This window comes from Ornithinibacter aureus, assembly GCF_009858245.1.
GTDB lineage: Bacteria > Actinomycetota > Actinomycetes > Actinomycetales > Dermatophilaceae > Fodinibacter > Fodinibacter aureus.
Window position 1 is genome coordinate 3,178,667 of sequence record NZ_VMSB01000001.1, and the last position, 16,675, is coordinate 3,195,341.

Genomic DNA, 16,675 nt, shown 5'->3' on the forward strand with positions numbered 1-16,675 from the left:
ACGGGCACGGTCAGGCAGCCGCAAGTCAATCGCCCAACGGCCGGATCAGGCGGCGCAATGACGCAACTCCCACCGAGCGGCTCGTGGCGGCAGAATCAAGGCATGCAACTGTCACCGTTCGGGGTGAGCGCCACGGCCGGCACCCTCCGCGTCCCTGGAGGGGTCAGGTTGCATCATCAGCGGACCGGGGAAGGGGTCATGGCGTCGCCGGTTGTCAACGGCGCGCAAGTGCTGCACCTCTCGGTGGCGCTGTGCGTCCTGAATGACACCTACCGTGAGGCCGAGCGGCTGGGCGTCAAGGTGGAGGGCGTGGCGGTCGAGGCCGACGGCAGCTTCGATGCGGAGTGGCACTCGACCGGGATCGAATACTGCGTCACGCTCGACTCCATTGCGCCGGCGGACGCGTTGGACCTCTTGCGCGCTTCGGTCGACGAGCTCGCGGAGATCCCGCGGGCTATCCGTGCCGGCGCTCCCGTCAGGAGGGTTGTGTGACGTCGTTGCTGCGACCGCTCTGGATCGGGTAGCGAACGCTCGCTGTCCGCCCCCGGATGACGATGCCGAGTCATCAGGCGGCGCTATGACGCAGCCAGCCCTGGGCAGATGCCACGTCCCGGACAAGGCTGACAACGGATGTCAGAAGGCGGGGAGGAGGGCAAACTGAAGCCATGCGTCAGGTGCTCCGCGTATTCCCGGACTACACGGCTGATCCCGTTTGGTGCTCGGAGGGCATGGTCGACCTCGACGAGTTGAGCATCAGTGACCGACTCCGCCGCGATCTCCGAGAGTGGGCCAGGGACTGGGAGGACCAGCTTGGCCGCGACTTCCGCATCAAGGAGCGAGATCGCTACGAAGCATGGCGTCGTCACGGGCGCCTCCTCTCCAGAGATCTTGCGCGAGAACTGGGTCCGGAGATAGAGGTTCGGTACGAAGTGTGAGTTTCAGCGACGGACGACGTGCTCTACTCGCGGCGAGGTGGGGCACTCTGGCACACCCCTCGAGCTCGCGGTAGCCGGCGACATGGGGATTGCCGCTTGATCGCCGGTGCACTCGCGGGTGGGTACCCCGCGCCCTGACTTCGGCAGTGATGTCGCTCTGGCCACAGAACCCCTCGTTCGGTCAGGTTGCGCGGGATGATCGAAGGTGGGTTGGGAGGGGTGTCGTGACTGTCTGGTGTGGACCCTGCGATGCGGTGCTGGGCGGGCGACTGGCCAATGACCCGGGGTCACACTGGGTCGTGGATCCGGTCGCATTGGCCCGCATCGCATCGGATCGTCGTGGAGCACGTGGGGGATGCAGAGTCCGTGGGGGAAGGCCCTTCGGTCCATGGCCCGCACATGCCCGGCGGCCTTTGGCTCACCTTCCGATTGCCTCTTTTTGACCCGAGGATCGAAGCGAGAGGAGGCATCCAACGATGACTACGAAACCGTGCCCATGTTCAGGCTGCCAGAGCGGACGGCACCCCAAGACGGGACTGCCGTGCAGGTACTGCAGCGGAAAGGGCTACGTCATGGATGGGGACTGGCCCAGTCCTTGCTGGGAGGGGCACTGGTCTGGGAACCTGCCCCCGGCGCCGGTGGGCCACCAACCGGCGGCGTCGACTCGCCCAACCCTCGATAGTGAGCTGGCCGAGTGGCTCCCAGTTCGGAATGCCATGTCTCAGTGGGAGAGCAGCAATCGAGAGGACTTCATAAGGGTTGCGGGTGAGATGGATGGTTGGACGGCGTGGCTGAAGGACGAGCTGAGTGCAGTCGATGAGGGTGCCGAGGAGGCCACGTTTAAGATGAAAGACCTGGACGATCTTCTCGCGACCATCGATGAGTTCCGACGGTTGAACGGCGAATATATAGGGCGCTTGACGGGGCTGTTCCAGGCAACCGATCGCATGTTCCACGCGTTGGCCTGGACTGAAGCCAAGACCAGTGGCTAACGCACGCGACTTCTAGCAGGAACACGAACGACCATATCCACCGGAAGCCCCCTAGAGCCCCCGCTCCGCCCTGCTGACTCACTGGGCGCGGGCCTCGTTGGTTGAGGCCGCGCGGCAAGCGGCGGATAGACGAACGTTGGAAAGCCCTTTTGTCAGCCAGTTCGGCAGTCCGTCGCGCCAGGGCGGTTGCGCCGATCAGGCACCTTGCGCCGGAGGCGGATGGGACACTCTGCCGGTGAACGGTTGGCGGCGGTGGCTGTGGCTCGGCGTCTGGTTCGCTCCCGGATTCTTCCCGTCCGTGGAGCTCGGCGGGTGGGGAGCGCTCAGCGCCTTTGTCGTGGGGGCCGCCGTGGGGTGCGCCTGGCAGGTGCTGGCTCGACGCGACCCCACAGACCGCCTGGCCTGGCTCGCGGCGGGCGGGATGGCGGGCAGCTTTGCCTGGCTCATCGTGCCGCTCATCGGCGGAGATTCGGTCGACGTCACGACTCGGCCAGGCCCTGCCCTGTATTTCCTCGCCGTCGTATTCTCCGTGCTGCTCACGGAACAGGTACTGCGTCGTCGAGCCCGCGGGCCGGTCACGCTCGACATGGTGCATGCCAACGACGAGCCGGCTGCCGGCGAGCGCCGACCCTGAAACGCCCGCCAAGCTCTTGGCGGGCGTTTCACGCGGCGCTGAGACGCATGTTGATCCGCCCGGATCTGCCGAGTGTGCGCGAGCGGTACTTGGGATGGTTCGGCGGTCAGACAAGGACGCCCTGCTTGATGCCGTACTTGGTGGCTACCGGCCCTCGTGTCCGGCACCAGCCTCTTCCGGCCAGGGAACGTACGCCTCGGCGTCGGGTTGGTAGATCCAGCGCTCGGTGACGTCCTGGGATCGAGCCCAGCGGCACACCGACTCCTGACTTCCCGTGAATCGGTCCACGTGCGGACCCCAGCGCACATAGGCGAACCAGCGGTCCAGGGGCGGGTCGAACGGGGCCATGAACAGCACCCCACCGGGCCGGTCGGTGGGCGGCGGGGTGGGCGCGACCTGGGCGAAGAAGTCCTCAAGGTCTGGCTCGCCCTCGGGAAGGTAGTGGCCGCGCACGGGGTCAGTATCGACCAGGACGCGCGCCCGCATATGGCCGGTTCCGGTCAGCAGAATGAAGTTCCCGCGTTGACGGGCGGTCCCGCGACGGCACCGTCCCCGGTCCACCACGTCCTGTGGGAACCGATCAGGCGGCGTTGTGACGCCCGACCGACAAGGTGTGACAGCCGGCGGTAGGACTCACGTTTCCGGAAAGGCGCAGGGGGTGCTGAGCATCGCTTGGGGGGTCGAGGAGTCAGCCAGTGGCGGCGGTGGCGAGGTCTGCGGTGTCGAAGCCTAGGATCGTGTTGCCCGCTCTGCCGACGACCCAAAGTCGGTCGCCGGCGAGGGCCGTGGGGCCGCCGCCGTCGAGCAGCTCGAAGGTGCGTGTCACGGACTTCAGGGCGGGGTCGAGCACGGCGAGGGCGGTTCGGCTGGTGACCAGCTTCCCGGCCTCGTCGGCCTCGACGGCGATGGAGGCCCAGAGGCGGTCATCGACGAGGGCCAGGCTCTCGCCGAACCGGTCGTCGAGGTCTATTCGGCCGGCCGGTTGCAGGGTCTGGGTGTCGAAGCCGGCGACCCATGGGCCGGAGAAGCAGCCGGTTCCCCACACGATCTGACCGACCTTGGCCATACCGCCGCAGGCGAAGACCTCGCCTTGCAGCTTCTCGACGGTCTCGGTGGCCGCGTCGATCCGGTAGAGGGCCTTGTCGCGGGAGACCGCGACGAAGACGCCTCCGTCGTCTGCGAGCAGGCTCTGCGGCCCGGAGCTTCCTTGCGTGACAATCTTGATCTTGGTGTCCTCGCCAGTGACCGGGTCGATCCTCAGCACGCTCCCCTGATGGTGATGGTGCCGTGCGAGGTGTGACGGAGGAGGGGGTATCAGATGGTCTGTGTAAGGGAGGGGGTTGCCGACCTGAAGGAGTTTGATTGTGAGCATGACCAAGGAAGCGAAGAAGGACGCTGTCGAGCCTGAGGCTCGCCGGTTGCGTCGGGAGTTGTTTACCGACGAGATGCTGGACCAGTTGATGGCTGCGACGGGTGAGCGTGGGCTGTCGCTGACCGGTGAGGGCGGGTTCTTGCCGGAGATGATCAAGGCCGTTCTCGAGCGGGGGATGGAGGCCGAGCTGACTGGCCACCTCGGGTACGACAAGGGCGACCCGGCCGGGAAGGGGTCGGGCAACTCGCGCAACGGGACCACCCCGAAGACGGTGTCCACCGAGGTTGGTGACATCGGTTTGGACCAGCCGCGGGACCGTAACTCCACGTTCGCCTCCGCGCTGGTGCCCAAGGGCGCCCGCCGCCTGGGCGGGCTCGAGGACATGATCATCAGCCTGTACGCCGGCGGGATGACGATCCGCGACATCCAGCACCACCTGGCGTCCACGCTGGGCACCGAGCTCTCGCACGAGACGATCGCCAACGTCACCGACGCGGTGCTCGAAGAGGTCAAGGCGTGGCAGGCCCGCCCGTTGGAGGCGTTCTACCCGGTGCTCTACCTCGACGCCCTCGTGGTCAAGATCCGCGACGGCGCGCACGTGACCAACCGGGCCGCGCACATCGCCGTCGGCGTCGACATGGACGGGGTCAAGCACGTCCTGGGCATCTGGGTCCAAGCCGCCGAGGGCGCGAAGTTCTGGGCGTCGGTGTGCGCCGAGCTGGCCAACCGCGGCGTCAAGGACGTGCTGATCGTGTGCTGCGACGGGCTGACCGGGCTCCCCGAGGCCATCGAGGGCACCTGGCGTGAAGCGATGGTCCAAACGTGTGTGGTGCACCTGATCCGGGCCTCGATGCGGTTCGTGTCCTACAGCGACCGCAAGGCCGTCGCCGCGATGCTGCGCCCGATCTACACCGCAGCCAACGAGGACGCCGCGCTCATGGCCCTGGCCACGTTCGCGGACTCCAAACTCGGTAAGAAGTACCCCGCCGCCGTCGCGTCGTGGGAGAACGCCTGGGACCGGTTCACCCCGTTCCTGGCGTTCGGGCCGGCCTTGCGGAAGGTCATCTACACCACGAACTCGATCGAGTCGTTGAACTACCAGCTGCGCAAGATCATCAAGAACCGCGGCCACTTCCCCAGCGACACCGCAGCGATCAAGCTGCTCTGGCTCGCGATCCGCACCATCGAGGACAAACGTGCCCGGCAACGCGCCAAGGAAGCCGGCCTGCCCAAGGGAACCCCGCGAAAGGCCCCCGGCAAACTCGTCGAAGGCTCCGTCATCCAAGGCTGGAAAGCAGCCCTCGGAGAGCTCGCCCTCGTCTACCCCGACCGCATCAACACCTACCTCTAACCCCATGTGACCCACCTCACTTACACAGACAACTTGACACCCTCACGGAGGATTCCGGCGAGCAAGTAGCCCGCGCCCCCGATGACAGCCAACGTGGAGACGGTCAACAGCCCGAGCCCGAACTCTCCGCGCCGCTGTTGATGCTGGGCGTATCCGAGCACTGCAACGATCAGCGCGATTCCGCCAACGACGAGCACGAATCCCGTCAGGCCGTAACGGTAGGCCTCGTCGTGAAGGAACACGAGAGCATCGTCGGCGCTGTCAGGGTCTCCGCGGTTCGTCCCACGACTTCAAAATTCGGCGCCACACCGAGCGCGAAGCCCGCGACCACCAACGCGATGGCGGGTGCGCGGTCCATCAGGAAATCATCGCGGCCCGCGGCTCGGGTAGGCAATCCTAGATTCCAACGATTCCCGGCTGTGGCAGGCCGCTTTCGACGCACTGGCCGCCCCAACAGGGTGCGGCAGGACGCGCAGAAGCGTCCGCCGGTGCCGCAGAACGGGAGAGCGGACAGGCGACGCCACGACACACCCCGATGTTCGCGCATATGCCTCGACTCGACTTACGCCAACGGACCTATTCCTTGCTGGCCCGGTCCATCGGCCGGCCCGAGCGCGCGCACTGTCCCTCAAGCCGAACCTCCACCGGAGGTTCGACGTACCGGCTCCTTGGACTTCGTCGCCCGGGACCACCAAGGATCGCCCCTTTTACGTGCAGGATGGTCCTGTGATCAGGCCTGCGCCCCCGAAAGAACAGTCCATCGATGCCAGGAGGGCGAGACCAGCAGCGTCCCAGCGCTACGGTCCCGCAGTAGGTGAGCCCCCGCTCCTGGTCGACCCACGACGCTGGGGCAGCCTGATTGGCGTGGCCGGCGCCGTGGTCTTCATCGCCAGCTACTCGCCTGTCTTCGGGCCCGTGGTGTCCACGTTCGCGTGGGTAGCTGGTCTGGCTGGCGTCGCGGCGGTCCTGTTCGCTCACTACCTCCGCCCGGTCTCGCTTGGGCCGCTCGCTCGCCCCGGACCACTGGCGCTGGCGGCCTACTGCGGCTGTGTCCTGGGTGAGCTCGCCCTGATCTCCCTCGGTTCGCGGGCCTTGGTCGCGGCAGGTTACAGCCAGCTGCGGCCGGCTCTGATCGCTGCGGTGGTCGGGTTGCACTTCATTCCGTTCGCGTGGGCCTTTGCGGAGCGCATGTTCCTCCACCTCGGCGGGGTCGTGGCCCTCATCGGCGTGACCGGGCTCGGGGTGGGTGCGCTTGGCGTCCGGCACGCAGCTCACGCGTCGGCAGTGGTCGCCGGTCTCGCGATGCTCACCATCCTTGCGCTGTACGCCCAAGGTCGCTTCGCCCCCCAAACGCTCGAGCCCACGGCCGGCTCGTGACCTCGCAGGCGCCGCATGGGTGCCAGTCAGCGGGGTAGCCCGCGGTGCTGGGCCGAGCGGGTCGGGGTCTGTGGACTTATCCCAGGCCGCGCTCGGCGAGCCACGCCTCGGCGCGCCGCCGCGACGCCCTGCTCAGCCACGCCTCCTGGACCAGCTCGACCAGTTCGTCGCGTGGCACTTCGCCGAGGCGGCTCGCGCGCACCAGAACCGACGGGTGTCCATCGAAGTGCGGCGTGGTGAAGAACGGGGTGGCCGGATCCTGGACGAGCGCCTGCTTCTCGTCCTCGCCGCCGACCCAGATCACGATGACGTCGTCGTAGCGCTCGCCCGTTTCCGGGTCGAGCGCGTCCTGGCGCGGGTTGCGGAAGAAGACGAACGACTTCCCGCCCACCTGGTAGACCGGGTTGTCCTTGGCCCGCTCGACGCTCACGTGCGGCATCGCCAGGGCGGTGTCGTGCACGTCCTGCGCGCGGGCTCCCCGAGGCCTCGCCATCCAATCAGGCTCGGGCGTCGCGCGGGCGCATGGTGGCGCCCAGAGCGACGCCGGCGATGGCCGGCACGAGGACGAAGCTCGCGATCATCGGCGCGACCAGGGTCAGGTCGGAGAGCGCCGCCTCGGGCTCGCGCACGGCACCGAAGACCCAGAAGCCGAGGGCACCGAGCACGCTGACGAGCATCCACCGCACGGCGACCGGACCGAACGCCATGCGACTGGCGTCCCGCAACGCCCACAGGAACCCGATGAGGGCGCCGACGGCGAAGGCGAACAGGCCGGCGCCGATGTTGGCGTCGGAGCCGCCGGTGACCATAGCGAAGAGCCATCCAGACAGCGGCATGGCGACCGCGATCACGACGGCACGGACGAGCACGGCTCCGATGATGCGCATGACGTTCAGCATCCTCCCGCCGGGCACATGCCGGAATAGGCGCAGATACCTAGACGTCAACGGCGCGAGCGGCGGTTCGCCAACCTAAGCCGATCCACGAACGTCGGCCCAGCTCGGGTCAGAGCGTACGGTCATCATCCGGCGCAGTGACGCAGGTCGCCGTGCCCGCTCATGCCGATGGTCGGTCGTCGGGGAATGACGGCCGAGAGCGTCTTGAGGGCCTGGCCCGACCCGGTCGCAGGCGAGATCCTGGGGGCGGCAGTGACCGTGTACTCGTCCTGGCGGTCCGGCGTTCATGCCGGACTTGGCCCTGCGGGTGCCTGTCTGCGCGCGGAACTACGCTGCCGGTCATGAGTGATGACTTGCGGCCGATCGTTCCCTCGGTCGAAGAGGTCGCTCAGCTCGTGGCGGATCTGGTCGTCTCGGAGTGGCCGAGGACCGAGGGCGAGCGGGCCGTGTGGTTCGAGCGGCACGGCATCGTGACGGAGGGTGCCGAGCTGATCCGGGACGAGCACGGCAGCGAGTCCTGGATCAGCCGTGACCCCGGGGCCCCGTGGCCGGCCGTGGGCTGGGAGGTCTGTAAGGCTGAGTTCGTCGGGTTCAACTGGTTCCTGTGGCGCGGGCTGCCGGAGGACGTGATGCCTGCGCTTGCGGAGGAGCTGCGTGCCCGGTTCGTCGAGATCGCGGGCGAGCCCATGGACGAGAAGCGAGAGGAGGGGGACGACTACCGCTTCACCGCCTACTGGCAGAGAGGCGGTCGCTCTATCGACATGTACCTCCACGGTGGACCCGTGCTGGAGGGGCGTTTCCACGATCAGCCGGTGGTGCAGCTGAGCGTCGACCACGTCCAGCGCTCCCGGAAGGCAGCCGAGGCGGCGGCAGGGGCGCGGGTGGCGGAAGGACGCGCGCGTCCGTGACAGCGGATGCGCCGATTGGCAGCGGCATGACGCAGCTTCGTGGGCGCTCTGCCTGTGCGTGGTTGTGAGGAACCGCTGGCACACTTGTCTGACCGTACGCAATGACGTACGGTTGGGTTGGAGGTAGATGTCATGACCGCAGTAAGTGCAACGTCAGCACGAGCGAACCTCTACCGGCTGATCGACCAGGTCAACGACGAGTCCGAGCCGCTGACCATTACCGGCCAGCGCGGCAACGCGGTGCTCATCGGTGAAGAGGACTGGCAAGCCATACAGGAGACGCTCTTCCTGGCCTCAGTGCCGGGTTTGAGTGAGTCGATCCGCCAGGCGCGCGCCGAAGGGATCGACGCCGGCTCCAGCGAGCTCGACTGGTGAGCAACTGGAGGCTTGTCTACTCCCGCCAAGCGCAGAAGGACGCCAAGAAGCTTGCTTCGTCTGGCCTAAAATCCAAGGCCCAGCGGCTCCTTGACGTGATCGCTGACGACCCCTTTGCCAACCCACCCCGATACGAGAAGCTGGTCGGCGACCTGGCCGGCTGCTACTCCCGGCGCATCAACATCCAGCACCGCCTGGTCTACGAGGTCCTTCCCGACGACGGCGTCGTACACGTCCTGCGCATGTGGACCCACTACGAGTAGCTCTCACGCGGTCCAATAGGTACCCTCCGACGCCAACATCGACCCATGGACGCGGGCGCTTCCCGGCGAAGTGGGGCACCTTCATCGGTGGTTCGGGCCGCTTGAGGATAGGTAGGCGAGGGCGGCGCTGACTCGTCGATCGAGACCGGTGCCTTCTTCGAGTGCGAGCTTGTGGAAGATGGCGCCGATGTGTTTGCTGACAGCGGACTCTGAGACGTATAGGCGGTCGGCTATGGCGCGGTTGGTGAGGCCTTGGGCCATGGCGGCGAGCACCTCGAGCTCGCGTGGGCTGAGGTGCCGCAGCGGGGATGATGCGGTGTGCTGTCGGGCGTGCAGGAGAGCTTCGACGATGGCGGGGTCGATGACCGAGCCACCCGTGTGCACGGCCTCGATAGCGCGGACGAGCTCTTCGCGGTGGCCGACGCGTTCTTTGAGCAGGTAGGCCAGGCCGGAGGTGCCGGCGGTGAAGAGTGTCTGGGCGTATGAGGCGTCGGCGTGTTGGGAGAGGACGACCACGCCGACGTGATCGGTTGTGGCGCGGATGCTCAAGGCGGCGGTGATGCCGTCCATGCCGTGGCCGGGAGGCATGCGGATGTCGGTGACGACGACCTGGGGAGTCAGCCGGGCGACGGCGTGCAGGAGCTCGGGTGCAGTGGCGACGGCGCCGATGACGTCGATGTCGTTGCCGTCGTCGAGGAGTCGGCGCAGGCCCTCGCGGACGACGAAGCTGTCCTCGGCGATGACGACGGTGATGGCCGGGCTCATACCGGCTCCGCCGGGATCAGGGCGGTCAGGACGGTCCCGCCGGGTGCGGTGGCGAGCTCGAATCGGCCACCGAGGGACTCGATGCGGTCCTGCATCCCGCGCAGTCCTGCCCCCGAGGGTCGGGTTGTGAATCCGGGGCCGGTGTCGGCGACCCGCAGCTGCGGTCCCCGATCGGTGGTGGTGAGGGTGACTCGGACCGACGACGTGGGCGCGTGCTTGAGCGCGTTGGTCACGGCCTCACAGGCGACGAAGTACAACGCTGCCTCGACCTGCGGCGGCCACCGGTCGTGCGCGGTGGCGGACAGGTCGATCGTCACGGCGTCGGGCAGTCGAGCGAAGCGGTCACTCAACGCGGCCGGCAGGCCCCCGTCGGCCAGTGCCGGCGGGCGGATCCCGCTGACGAGCTCCCGCAGGCCGGTGATCGTGGACTGCACCTCGGCGCGGACCTCGTCGAGGGTGGCACTACCGGCGTGCGGGTCGCGGCGGGACTGCCGAGCGGCGAGCTCGGTGAGGGTGAGGATCCCGACCAGCTGCTGCTGGACGCCGTCGTGCAGGTCACGCTCGAGGGAGCGGCGGGCCTGGTCCTCGGCGGTGACGATGCGGACCCGCGACTCGGACAACTCGCGCTGCAGCCCGCGGGCCTGGCTGGAGAGATCGACGAGCAGGAGCACCGGAAAGGCCGCCAGCGCCAGGAGGAACAGCGGCTGCGGCACCAGGTGCGGCAGCGAGGTCGACTCGCCGAGCACGACCAGGACGAGCAGGACCGCCAGGGCGCCGAGCCCGAGAAGCATCCGGCCGAGGACCGGGCGGTGCTCGCGCTCACGCCACCACCGGTGGACCAGCACTGCAACACCGACCAGGAAGAGCAGCGGCTCGGCGTCCACGAGCACTTCACCGAGGGCACCGGCCTGCGACATGGCCGCAGTGGCATGCGGGTTCGGCACGGCCAATGACGGCTCGTTCGCCACGTCGATGTGCGAGGAGCCGACCAGGCGCAAGACCGTGGCCACGACACCGAGCGCGGCCGCGGCGGCGACCAGCCACCGGTGCCAGGGCCGAGTGAAGCGGCCGGTGGGCATCAGCACCAGCAGAGCGATCACGGCCGGGGTCTTGGCCACGAAGACACCATCGGCAACCGCGTTGAGGACCGCGCTTCCGGACCCGCTCTCCACTGCTTCCATCGCCGCCGCCTCCAGAACCCAGGCCGCGAAGATCAGGACCCCGGCGACACACAGAGCCCTGGCCGCGCCGTGGCGTGGCGTCAGGGCTACTGCCGCCAACCCGCTGGCGAGCCAGGCCACCAGCGGCACCAGGAGCAGCGGGTCGTCGGGCACGTCCCGATTATGGCGCGACGCGGCCGCCCGTTGCCTGCAGCCCACTGCACCTCTGGCCTGCACCAACGCATACCCACGTCGGCACCCCCGCACAGGCGCCGGCCGCCGGACGCAGGCCACCGTGGAGTGGTCATCACGACCACACCGGAGGAAACCATGCGACGCCACCTGACCACCGCAGCCTTCTCACTCGCCGGCCTGTCCTGGACTCTCGGCCAGGGCGTGCTGCCCGACATGGGCACCGACACGGACTCGCGCTACGACGCAGTCGCCGCGGCCCCGACCCTGGAGTCCCTTTCCGCTGCCCTTCTCGTCCTGGCCGGCGTCTTCCTCGTCCTGGGGTCGATGGCTGCGGTCCACCGACTCGCGGCCTGGACCGGCACCACGGGTCGCCGGCTCATGCTCGCCGGGACCGCGCTCACCGGTCTGGGTGGTCTCTGGCTCGTCGGCGGACGCGCCGCCTTCAACCTGATGTTCGTGCGGCTCGTCGAGACCGAGAGCCTCTCGCGGGGTACAGCGATCGCGCTCCTCGAATCCTCGGGTGGAACAGGATTCGTCCCACTCGTCCTGATGCTGCCCTGCCTCCTGCTCGGGCCCGTGCTCCTCGCGGTCGGCCTCAAGCGCTCCGGCCTGGCCGGGTGGCTACCCCTAGCCGCCTGGGTCATCGGCATCGCCGCCTTCATCGGCACCGAATTCCAGATCAAAGCCGCCGAGACAGCAGGCATCGCCTTCGCCAGCGTCGGCCTGGCCCTGGCCGGCCGGGCGCTCGACACCGCGCCCGCCTCGTCCTTGGATCCCCGCACCAACGACTCCGGTAATGACGCTCTCGTCGCGCAGACAACGTCCGACATGCAACTGTGAACGACGATCCGAATCCGCTCACCAACATGAGCCGGATCCGCTGCCAGCCCGCGTGGGAGGGATGCCGAACGTCCCAACGAAGAGCCCGAGGGCCCCTCCACACCACAGAGGCACAGGCCCGCCACAGTTGGCGCATGCACGCACCACTCGACGCGCTCGATTTCCGGCGGTATGCCCCATCTCCCGGTTGCGCTGACGCCCTTCCCGCACGCTGGGAACCGTACGGTGGTTATCGTGGATGGGGGAACGGACGAGAAGCGCATGCTACTGCGGTACGCGAGATGAGCCCACCCCCAGAATCCGCCGCTGGGCAAGAAGGCAGCTCGGCCTCTGGTGATGTCAGGACCGCGCGGCTACTGGTCGTTGGCCAGTTCGTGCTGATCGGTATCCTCGTGGTGCTCCCGAATGGCGATGACTGGCCGGTGCCCGCCGCTCTGACCGTTGCCTGCAGCGCGGCCACCGTCCTAGGCCTGGCCGTGATGGTCATCGGCGCAACGGGACTCGGCCGAGGTCTGACGGCCACGCCGTTGCCGAACGCCCACGCACAGCTGCGTACTGGCGGCCTCTACCGGTACGCACGGCACCCCATCTACAGCGGGTTGCTGCTCATGATGGCCTCAATCACAGTGGCGGCCGGAAGCGGGCTCCGGCTCCTCACCCTCGCAGCGCTGGTCCTGGTCCTGAACGTGAAAGCACGATGGGAGGAAACACGCCTGGCCCAGCGATTCGAGGCATACGCCGACTACGCCGCCCGCACTCCACGGTTCGTGCCCTTACGGTTGCGGAGGCCACCGCGGGAGCAAGTGCGGGAAGTGCCTGGCCGTTGAGCGAGGCGCAACCACAGACCACGTGGTCGGCTCCCGGCGCTGTGACGCAGGTCGTCAACCGGTTGGGGAATCTCGTCGGGCTCGGGCAGTCGCTCCGAACGCCGACATTCGTCACCCTGAGAGCGCCGGCGATTCGCTCATAAGGGCGCCGGAGCGTCGCGCTCGCAGAATTCGCGCCAGGGCTTACACACGTATTGGCGGCGCAGCGAGCCTCTGCGGACGCGGGAGATCCGTGCATTCGCCAAGTTACCCGACCTCCTACCGCTCAGTCCTGTCGGCGAATAACCTGAGGAGATGCTGCGCATCGGAGCCGTCGTGCTGAACGTTGCCGATACCGACCGCGCCGGCTCGTTCTGGAGCGAGGCACTGCGATTCGACCGTGGAGACAACCCAGATTTCTTGCTGCCCCGCGAGGGCGGTGCCTGCCGCCTCCACTTGGACAGCACGGACCGCACTCACCTGGACCTATGGACAGACAGCGAAGGTGAGCAGCGTGCCGCGATTGAGCGATTGGTCTCTCTCGGTGCCACCCGTGTCGAGTGGGATTACCCGGACAATGCCGACTTCGTGGTGCTGGCTGACCCGACTGGCACCCTGTTCTGCGTGATCAACATCGACGCCTAGCTCACCGGCGAGAGTGCCCACTCTTCTGCACCGTGGGGCAGCATCGTGCTGATGGCGAACGTTGGACGGAAGCCAGACGGGGTGAACAGCCGGCGATGTAACGCTACGTCCTCGGAGCACACAAGGTCAGCTATCTTGAAATCAAGACATCGAGGAGGCTGCATGCAGTTCCACCACGTCCAGATCGCGTTGCCGGCCGGTCAGGAGGAACAGGCCCGGCGCTTCTACTCGGATGCGCTGGGACTGACCGAGGTAGGCAAGCCCCCCGACCTCGCTGGGCGGGGTGGATGCTGGTTCCGACACCTCGACGGCGAGATAACGACTCTCGAGATACATCTCGGGGTTGAGGAGCCTTTCACGCCCGCGAGGAAGGCGCATCCCGCGATCTTGGTCGACTCCGTCCAAGCGCTGAAGGACCTCGGAGACCGAATCGACCAGGCCGGGTTCGAGGTCAGCTGGGCCGAGCGGAGCACGTTCGCCGGGTACGAACGCTTCCACTGCAAGGACCCATTTGGCAACCGCATCGAAGTAATGGCCGCCGCGACCTGAGCCGGCGCCACCACGGTTCCCGGTATCCAAGCAATTGGACCGGCGGCGAACGCTGGCCTAGCCAATCGCGAAGGCGACGCCAAGCCCCCGGCGGAGAGACGCAGGTGGAACGACCCGGACGTGGCCGGATTCCGCACTACTCGGCTTCACGGCAGGCGGGCTCGGTCTTCTCGCTGGAATCGTTGGGCGGCGTCTTCTTCGATCAGCGCCGTCGTAGCCGCGCGAGGCGAAGCCGTCGAATGCCGCCCCGGCTCCTTCGAGAACGGCCTCCGTTTCGAAACCAGCCCGCATTGCGGGTGCCCACCTGCACAGGCCGAGCCCAGTCGCCTCCCGGACGCTCGCCTTCGACAGCCGCGGCCTCACTGGGGCCGCTGAAGAAGACGACGTCGGCGCCCACGCAGTGATCTTGTCTCACTACTGCTCGACGACCCGAGGCCGGACCCGCGGCGGCAGGGTCCGGCGGATGCCCGCCGCGTCTCGCGTTCGGAGCGCCGCTCCTCAGCCAGCCTTCGGAGAAGTCCAGACCATGGTCTGCTGATGCACTGGCCGCCCCTCGTACCGGACCCCCGGCACCAGCGGGGTCGAGCCATGCGGCACGAACTCGCACTTCGCGAAGAACCGTGTTGCCCGCGTGTTCTCGACCAAGGTCTGCAAGTGACAGCCAGGGCTGCCGGAGTTCGTGAGCCAGTCCTGCCAGCGCTCCATCATCTCCTGGGCCACACCGGTGCCGCGTGCCTGCGGCGCCAGATTGATGTGAAGGTGAGCTGGCCAACGATGGTCCACGTCCTCACCCGACGCGACCTCCCCCCCGCGCACCTTCGTCCTGACCACGTCGGAGAGGCTCCGGAGGAAGAACGGCAGCGAGCGTGGCCTGAGCATCAGCTTGTGCTCCATGACTGCCTTGGTGAACCGCTCGTCCTCGCTCGGAATCAGGGCACTGTCGGGACATCCCGTCAGGTAGCCGACCAGGTCGCCTTTGACCTCGGCGAGGAACAGAGTGTCTGGGCAGTACTCGATGTAGGGATCGAGATAGATCATCCGCTCTGACGGCAGATGCCTCCACAGCTCACCGCCAGGTGCGTCGACACCCGCACGGGCGAAGAGCTTGACGAGCGGGTCGTGGTCAGCGGGCGTATAGGTCCGGATCATCGCTCCCATCATTGCGCCACGCCAGTCATCTTGGGCGCAGAACCCAAACGGCGTCGCGCTACCCGGCGGAATGCCCTATGTCTGGAGTCGCTCGGCGGGTTGGCCGGTGATGGTGGCGATGAGCTCGAAGTCTTTGTCCACGTGCAGGACGGTCAGCCCCGCCAGTTCGGCTGTTGCGGCGATGATGATGTCGGGGATGGAGGGCGCGCGGTGTTGACCCTGTCCGGCTAGGAGCAACTGCACCTGCACGGCGCGGTCCTCGATGACCGGGGTGAGGTACTCCACCGGCATCGCCGAGACGGGTGGGCTGGTCAACATTGACCGGGCGTCCTTGCCGCTGCGGGCGGAGTAGCCAACCTCGAGACGCGTCACGGTCGTGATCCGGACCAGGCCCCGTTCGATCCGCTCTGCCCACCGCTCGGCATCGGGGCTGTCCGCCAAGCGCACCAGGGCCGACTTGTCGATCAGCCACTCGGTCATTGCCACGCCGCACCCATCACCTGCGGGTCGGCCAGATCCGTGACCTTGTCGGCGAACGAACGCAGATCAGCGGCGGAGACCGAAGCGCCCGAGGTCGCCGCGTCTGCCGCGAGACGTCGGCGGATGTACTCCACACGCGAGAGCCCCAGCCGCGACGCGTGTGCGTCCACCGCCGCGAGCACCGATTCCGGGATGTCGCGGATCAACACGTCAGCGATTAGAGCCACCTCCGATATCAAACGATAGCACCCGCGCCGTCAGGCCGTGCTTGACGAGCGTTACCCGGCGCTGTGACGCGGGTGCTTCTCTCTCGTGTGGCGTGTGGCGGAGGGGTGTGCCGGTTCAGGCGACGGTGTGCAGTTCCAAGCGCAGGCCGAGGGCGTTGGTGACTTTCAGGATGGTCGACCAGGTCGGGTTGCCGTCGGCTGAGAGTGCTTTGTAGAGGCCGTCGCGGCTCATGCCCACGCGCCGAGCGAGCTCGCTCATGTTCTGCGAACGGGCGATGACGCCCAGGGCCCGGGGGATGGCGGTGGGATCCTCGGCCGACTCCTGCAAGGCGATCTCGAGGTAGGTGGCGACGTCGTCGAGATCCTCGAGGTAGTCGGCGGCGTCGAAGCGTGTGTACTTGCCGTTCCTAGCCATGGTCCTTGTCCTCCTCGTTGCGGTAGTAGTCCGCGAGCTGGTGAGCCCGCTCGATGTCCCGCTGCTGTGTTGCCTTGTCGCCGCCGCAGAGCAGCAGGATCACTCGCGGGCCGTCGTGTAGGTAGTAGATGCGGTAGCCGGGACCGAACATCAGTCGGAGTTCCCAGACGCCCTGGCCGACCTGTTTGGCGTCGCCTGGGTTGCCTGAGGCGAGCCGGTCGAGGCGTTCGACGATGCGGAGTCGACCGACCCTGTCCTTGAGCTTTCGTAGCCACTTGTCGAAGTCGTCGGTGCGGATGACCTCGACCATGTGTCGACTATAACTGACACATGGTCGGCCC

Annotated in this window: 25 protein-coding genes; 13 read left to right on the forward strand and 12 right to left on the reverse strand. The window is 67.4% G+C overall.

Features of this window, described 5'->3' with window-relative positions; all coding sequences use genetic code 11:
• The first annotated feature begins 102 nt into the window (after positions 1-102).
• The 4 genes from C8E84_RS15150 (at position 103) to C8E84_RS15165 (ending at position 2,561) form a co-directional block, all read left to right on the forward strand.
• The gene (locus C8E84_RS15150) at positions 103-492 is read left to right on the forward strand and encodes an OsmC family protein (protein ID WP_159903422.1); all 390 of its coding nucleotides are present in this window, start codon (positions 103-105) and stop codon (positions 490-492) included.
• A 173-nt stretch (positions 493-665) separates the two neighbouring features.
• Positions 666-935 (forward strand): hypothetical protein, encoded by a 270-nt coding sequence (locus C8E84_RS15155; RefSeq protein ID WP_159903424.1) that lies wholly within the window; start codon positions 666-668, stop codon positions 933-935.
• 770 nt (positions 936-1,705) lie between these two features.
• Positions 1,706-1,927 carry a hypothetical protein gene (locus C8E84_RS15160; protein ID WP_159903426.1) on the forward strand — a complete coding sequence of 74 codons (222 nt, stop codon included), beginning with the start codon at positions 1,706-1,708 and terminating at the stop codon, positions 1,925-1,927.
• Between the two features lie 235 nt (positions 1,928-2,162).
• Complete coding sequence (locus tag C8E84_RS15165; protein WP_159903428.1) at positions 2,163-2,561, forward strand: hypothetical protein; 399 nt, start codon at positions 2,163-2,165, stop codon at positions 2,559-2,561.
• Positions 2,562-2,705: 144 nt separating this feature from the next.
• Here the strand turns inward: C8E84_RS15165 and C8E84_RS15170 are convergent, their stop codons facing one another.
• Together C8E84_RS15170 and C8E84_RS15175 are read right to left on the reverse strand one after the other, a co-directional pair.
• Positions 2,706-3,014, reverse strand: coding sequence for a hypothetical protein (locus C8E84_RS15170; protein WP_159903430.1), 309 nt, complete (start codon positions 3,012-3,014; stop codon positions 2,706-2,708).
• 235 nt (positions 3,015-3,249) lie between these two features.
• On the reverse strand, positions 3,250-3,825 hold the full coding sequence (locus C8E84_RS15175; RefSeq protein WP_159903432.1) for an NHL repeat-containing protein: 576 nt from the start codon (positions 3,823-3,825) through the stop codon (positions 3,250-3,252).
• Between the two features lie 181 nt (positions 3,826-4,006).
• Here C8E84_RS15175 and C8E84_RS15180 point away from each other — a divergent pair, with 181 nt between their 5' ends.
• Complete coding sequence (locus tag C8E84_RS15180; protein WP_246197067.1) at positions 4,007-5,284, forward strand: IS256 family transposase; 1,278 nt, start codon at positions 4,007-4,009, stop codon at positions 5,282-5,284.
• A gap of 20 nt (positions 5,285-5,304) precedes the next feature.
• Here C8E84_RS15180 and C8E84_RS15185 read toward each other — a convergent pair whose 3' ends face one another.
• Entirely contained in the window at positions 5,305-5,526 is a 222-nt protein-coding gene (locus C8E84_RS15185; RefSeq protein ID WP_159903434.1) for a hypothetical protein, read from the reverse strand.
• A 622-nt stretch (positions 5,527-6,148) separates the two neighbouring features.
• Between C8E84_RS15185 and C8E84_RS18240 the strand changes: the two genes are divergently transcribed.
• Positions 6,149-6,661: a hypothetical protein gene (locus tag C8E84_RS18240; RefSeq protein ID WP_246196970.1), complete on the forward strand. Its 513-nt coding sequence runs from the start codon at positions 6,149-6,151 to the stop codon at positions 6,659-6,661.
• Positions 6,662-6,737: 76 nt separating this feature from the next.
• Here C8E84_RS18240 and C8E84_RS15195 read toward each other — a convergent pair whose 3' ends face one another.
• Positions 6,738-7,154 (reverse strand): MmcQ/YjbR family DNA-binding protein, encoded by a 417-nt coding sequence (locus C8E84_RS15195; RefSeq protein ID WP_159903436.1) that lies wholly within the window; start codon positions 7,152-7,154, stop codon positions 6,738-6,740.
• 4 nt (positions 7,155-7,158) lie between these two features.
• The gene (locus C8E84_RS15200) at positions 7,159-7,548 is read right to left on the reverse strand and encodes a hypothetical protein (protein WP_159903438.1); all 390 of its coding nucleotides are present in this window, start codon (positions 7,546-7,548) and stop codon (positions 7,159-7,161) included.
• A gap of 350 nt (positions 7,549-7,898) precedes the next feature.
• Between C8E84_RS15200 and C8E84_RS15205 the strand changes: the two genes are divergently transcribed.
• From C8E84_RS15205 to C8E84_RS15215, 3 genes are all read left to right on the forward strand, one after another.
• Complete coding sequence (locus C8E84_RS15205; protein ID WP_159903440.1) at positions 7,899-8,465, forward strand: hypothetical protein; 567 nt, start codon at positions 7,899-7,901, stop codon at positions 8,463-8,465.
• Positions 8,466-8,597: 132 nt separating this feature from the next.
• On the forward strand, positions 8,598-8,840 hold the full coding sequence (locus C8E84_RS15210; RefSeq protein WP_159903442.1) for a type II toxin-antitoxin system Phd/YefM family antitoxin: 243 nt from the start codon (positions 8,598-8,600) through the stop codon (positions 8,838-8,840).
• Positions 8,837-9,103: a Txe/YoeB family addiction module toxin gene (locus C8E84_RS15215; RefSeq protein WP_159903444.1), complete on the forward strand. Its 267-nt coding sequence runs from the start codon at positions 8,837-8,839 to the stop codon at positions 9,101-9,103. The genes C8E84_RS15210 and C8E84_RS15215 overlap by 4 nt, the downstream gene beginning before the upstream one ends.
• A gap of 81 nt (positions 9,104-9,184) precedes the next feature.
• Here the strand turns inward: C8E84_RS15215 and C8E84_RS15220 are convergent, their stop codons facing one another.
• Positions 9,185-9,868, reverse strand: a complete 684-nt coding sequence (locus C8E84_RS15220; protein WP_159903446.1) for a response regulator transcription factor — start codon at positions 9,866-9,868, stop codon at positions 9,185-9,187.
• A complete protein-coding gene (locus C8E84_RS15225) occupies positions 9,865-11,202 on the reverse strand; it encodes a sensor histidine kinase (protein WP_159903448.1) in 1,338 nt (445 codons plus the stop codon). Before C8E84_RS15225 ends, C8E84_RS15220 begins: the two co-directional genes overlap by 4 nt.
• Before the next feature lie 156 nt (positions 11,203-11,358).
• Here C8E84_RS15225 and C8E84_RS15230 point away from each other — a divergent pair, with 156 nt between their 5' ends.
• From C8E84_RS15230 to C8E84_RS15245, 4 genes are all read left to right on the forward strand, one after another.
• Positions 11,359-12,063, forward strand: a complete 705-nt coding sequence (locus tag C8E84_RS15230) for a hypothetical protein (RefSeq protein WP_159903450.1) — start codon at positions 11,359-11,361, stop codon at positions 12,061-12,063.
• Positions 12,064-12,344: 281 nt separating this feature from the next.
• Positions 12,345-12,890: a methyltransferase family protein gene (locus C8E84_RS15235; protein ID WP_159903452.1), complete on the forward strand. Its 546-nt coding sequence runs from the start codon at positions 12,345-12,347 to the stop codon at positions 12,888-12,890.
• A gap of 294 nt (positions 12,891-13,184) precedes the next feature.
• Positions 13,185-13,514, forward strand: a complete 330-nt coding sequence (locus tag C8E84_RS15240; protein WP_159903454.1) for a VOC family protein — start codon at positions 13,185-13,187, stop codon at positions 13,512-13,514.
• A gap of 162 nt (positions 13,515-13,676) precedes the next feature.
• Positions 13,677-14,063, forward strand: coding sequence for a VOC family protein (locus C8E84_RS15245; protein WP_159903456.1), 387 nt, complete (start codon positions 13,677-13,679; stop codon positions 14,061-14,063).
• Positions 14,064-14,561: 498 nt separating this feature from the next.
• Here the strand turns inward: C8E84_RS15245 and C8E84_RS15250 are convergent, their stop codons facing one another.
• The 5 genes from C8E84_RS15250 to C8E84_RS15270 form a co-directional block, all read right to left on the reverse strand.
• A complete protein-coding gene (locus C8E84_RS15250) occupies positions 14,562-15,212 on the reverse strand; it encodes a GNAT family N-acetyltransferase (protein WP_159903458.1) in 651 nt (216 codons plus the stop codon).
• 75 nt (positions 15,213-15,287) lie between these two features.
• On the reverse strand, positions 15,288-15,692 hold the full coding sequence (locus tag C8E84_RS15255; RefSeq protein ID WP_159903460.1) for a PIN domain nuclease: 405 nt from the start codon (positions 15,690-15,692) through the stop codon (positions 15,288-15,290).
• Positions 15,689-15,901: a type II toxin-antitoxin system VapB family antitoxin gene (gene vapB, locus C8E84_RS15260; protein ID WP_281348952.1), complete on the reverse strand. Its 213-nt coding sequence runs from the start codon at positions 15,899-15,901 to the stop codon at positions 15,689-15,691. The genes C8E84_RS15255 and vapB overlap by 4 nt, the downstream gene beginning before the upstream one ends.
• Positions 15,902-16,034: 133 nt before the next feature.
• A complete protein-coding gene (locus tag C8E84_RS15265; RefSeq protein WP_159903461.1) occupies positions 16,035-16,334 on the reverse strand; it encodes an addiction module antidote protein in 300 nt (99 codons plus the stop codon).
• Positions 16,327-16,644, reverse strand: a complete 318-nt coding sequence (locus C8E84_RS15270; RefSeq protein WP_159903463.1) for a type II toxin-antitoxin system RelE/ParE family toxin — start codon at positions 16,642-16,644, stop codon at positions 16,327-16,329. Before C8E84_RS15270 ends, C8E84_RS15265 begins: the two co-directional genes overlap by 8 nt.
• Positions 16,645-16,675: the final 31 nt, after the last annotated feature.

What these genes read in the sequence shown, in the direction of transcription:
- C8E84_RS15265 (WP_159903461.1), bottom strand. Translation starts at nt 16,334, where the DNA reads ATGGCTAGGAACGGCAAGTACACACGCTTCGACGCCGCCGACTACCTC.
- C8E84_RS15155 (WP_159903424.1), top strand. Translation starts at nt 666, where the DNA reads ATGCGTCAGGTGCTCCGCGTATTCCCGGACTACACGGCTGATCCCGTT.
- C8E84_RS15245 (WP_159903456.1), top strand. Translation starts at nt 13,677, where the DNA reads ATGCAGTTCCACCACGTCCAGATCGCGTTGCCGGCCGGTCAGGAGGAA.
- C8E84_RS15150 (WP_159903422.1), top strand. Translation starts at nt 103, where the DNA reads ATGCAACTGTCACCGTTCGGGGTGAGCGCCACGGCCGGCACCCTCCGC.
- C8E84_RS15220 (WP_159903446.1), bottom strand. Translation starts at nt 9,868, where the DNA reads ATGAGCCCGGCCATCACCGTCGTCATCGCCGAGGACAGCTTCGTCGTC.
- C8E84_RS15235 (WP_159903452.1), top strand. Translation starts at nt 12,345, where the DNA reads ATGAGCCCACCCCCAGAATCCGCCGCTGGGCAAGAAGGCAGCTCGGCC.
- C8E84_RS15205 (WP_159903440.1), top strand. Translation starts at nt 7,899, where the DNA reads ATGAGTGATGACTTGCGGCCGATCGTTCCCTCGGTCGAAGAGGTCGCT.
- C8E84_RS15230 (WP_159903450.1), top strand. Translation starts at nt 11,359, where the DNA reads ATGCGACGCCACCTGACCACCGCAGCCTTCTCACTCGCCGGCCTGTCC.
- C8E84_RS15210 (WP_159903442.1), top strand. Translation starts at nt 8,598, where the DNA reads ATGACCGCAGTAAGTGCAACGTCAGCACGAGCGAACCTCTACCGGCTG.
- C8E84_RS15200 (WP_159903438.1), bottom strand. Translation starts at nt 7,548, where the DNA reads ATGCGCATCATCGGAGCCGTGCTCGTCCGTGCCGTCGTGATCGCGGTC.
- C8E84_RS15250 (WP_159903458.1), bottom strand. Translation starts at nt 15,212, where the DNA reads ATGATCCGGACCTATACGCCCGCTGACCACGACCCGCTCGTCAAGCTC.
- C8E84_RS15160 (WP_159903426.1), top strand. Translation starts at nt 1,706, where the DNA reads ATGGATGGTTGGACGGCGTGGCTGAAGGACGAGCTGAGTGCAGTCGAT.
- C8E84_RS15240 (WP_159903454.1), top strand. Translation starts at nt 13,185, where the DNA reads ATGCTGCGCATCGGAGCCGTCGTGCTGAACGTTGCCGATACCGACCGC.
- C8E84_RS15270 (WP_159903463.1), bottom strand. Translation starts at nt 16,644, where the DNA reads ATGGTCGAGGTCATCCGCACCGACGACTTCGACAAGTGGCTACGAAAG.
- C8E84_RS15180 (WP_246197067.1), top strand. Translation starts at nt 4,007, where the DNA reads ATGCTGGACCAGTTGATGGCTGCGACGGGTGAGCGTGGGCTGTCGCTG.
- C8E84_RS15255 (WP_159903460.1), bottom strand. Translation starts at nt 15,692, where the DNA reads ATGACCGAGTGGCTGATCGACAAGTCGGCCCTGGTGCGCTTGGCGGAC.
- C8E84_RS15195 (WP_159903436.1), bottom strand. Translation starts at nt 7,154, where the DNA reads ATGGCGAGGCCTCGGGGAGCCCGCGCGCAGGACGTGCACGACACCGCC.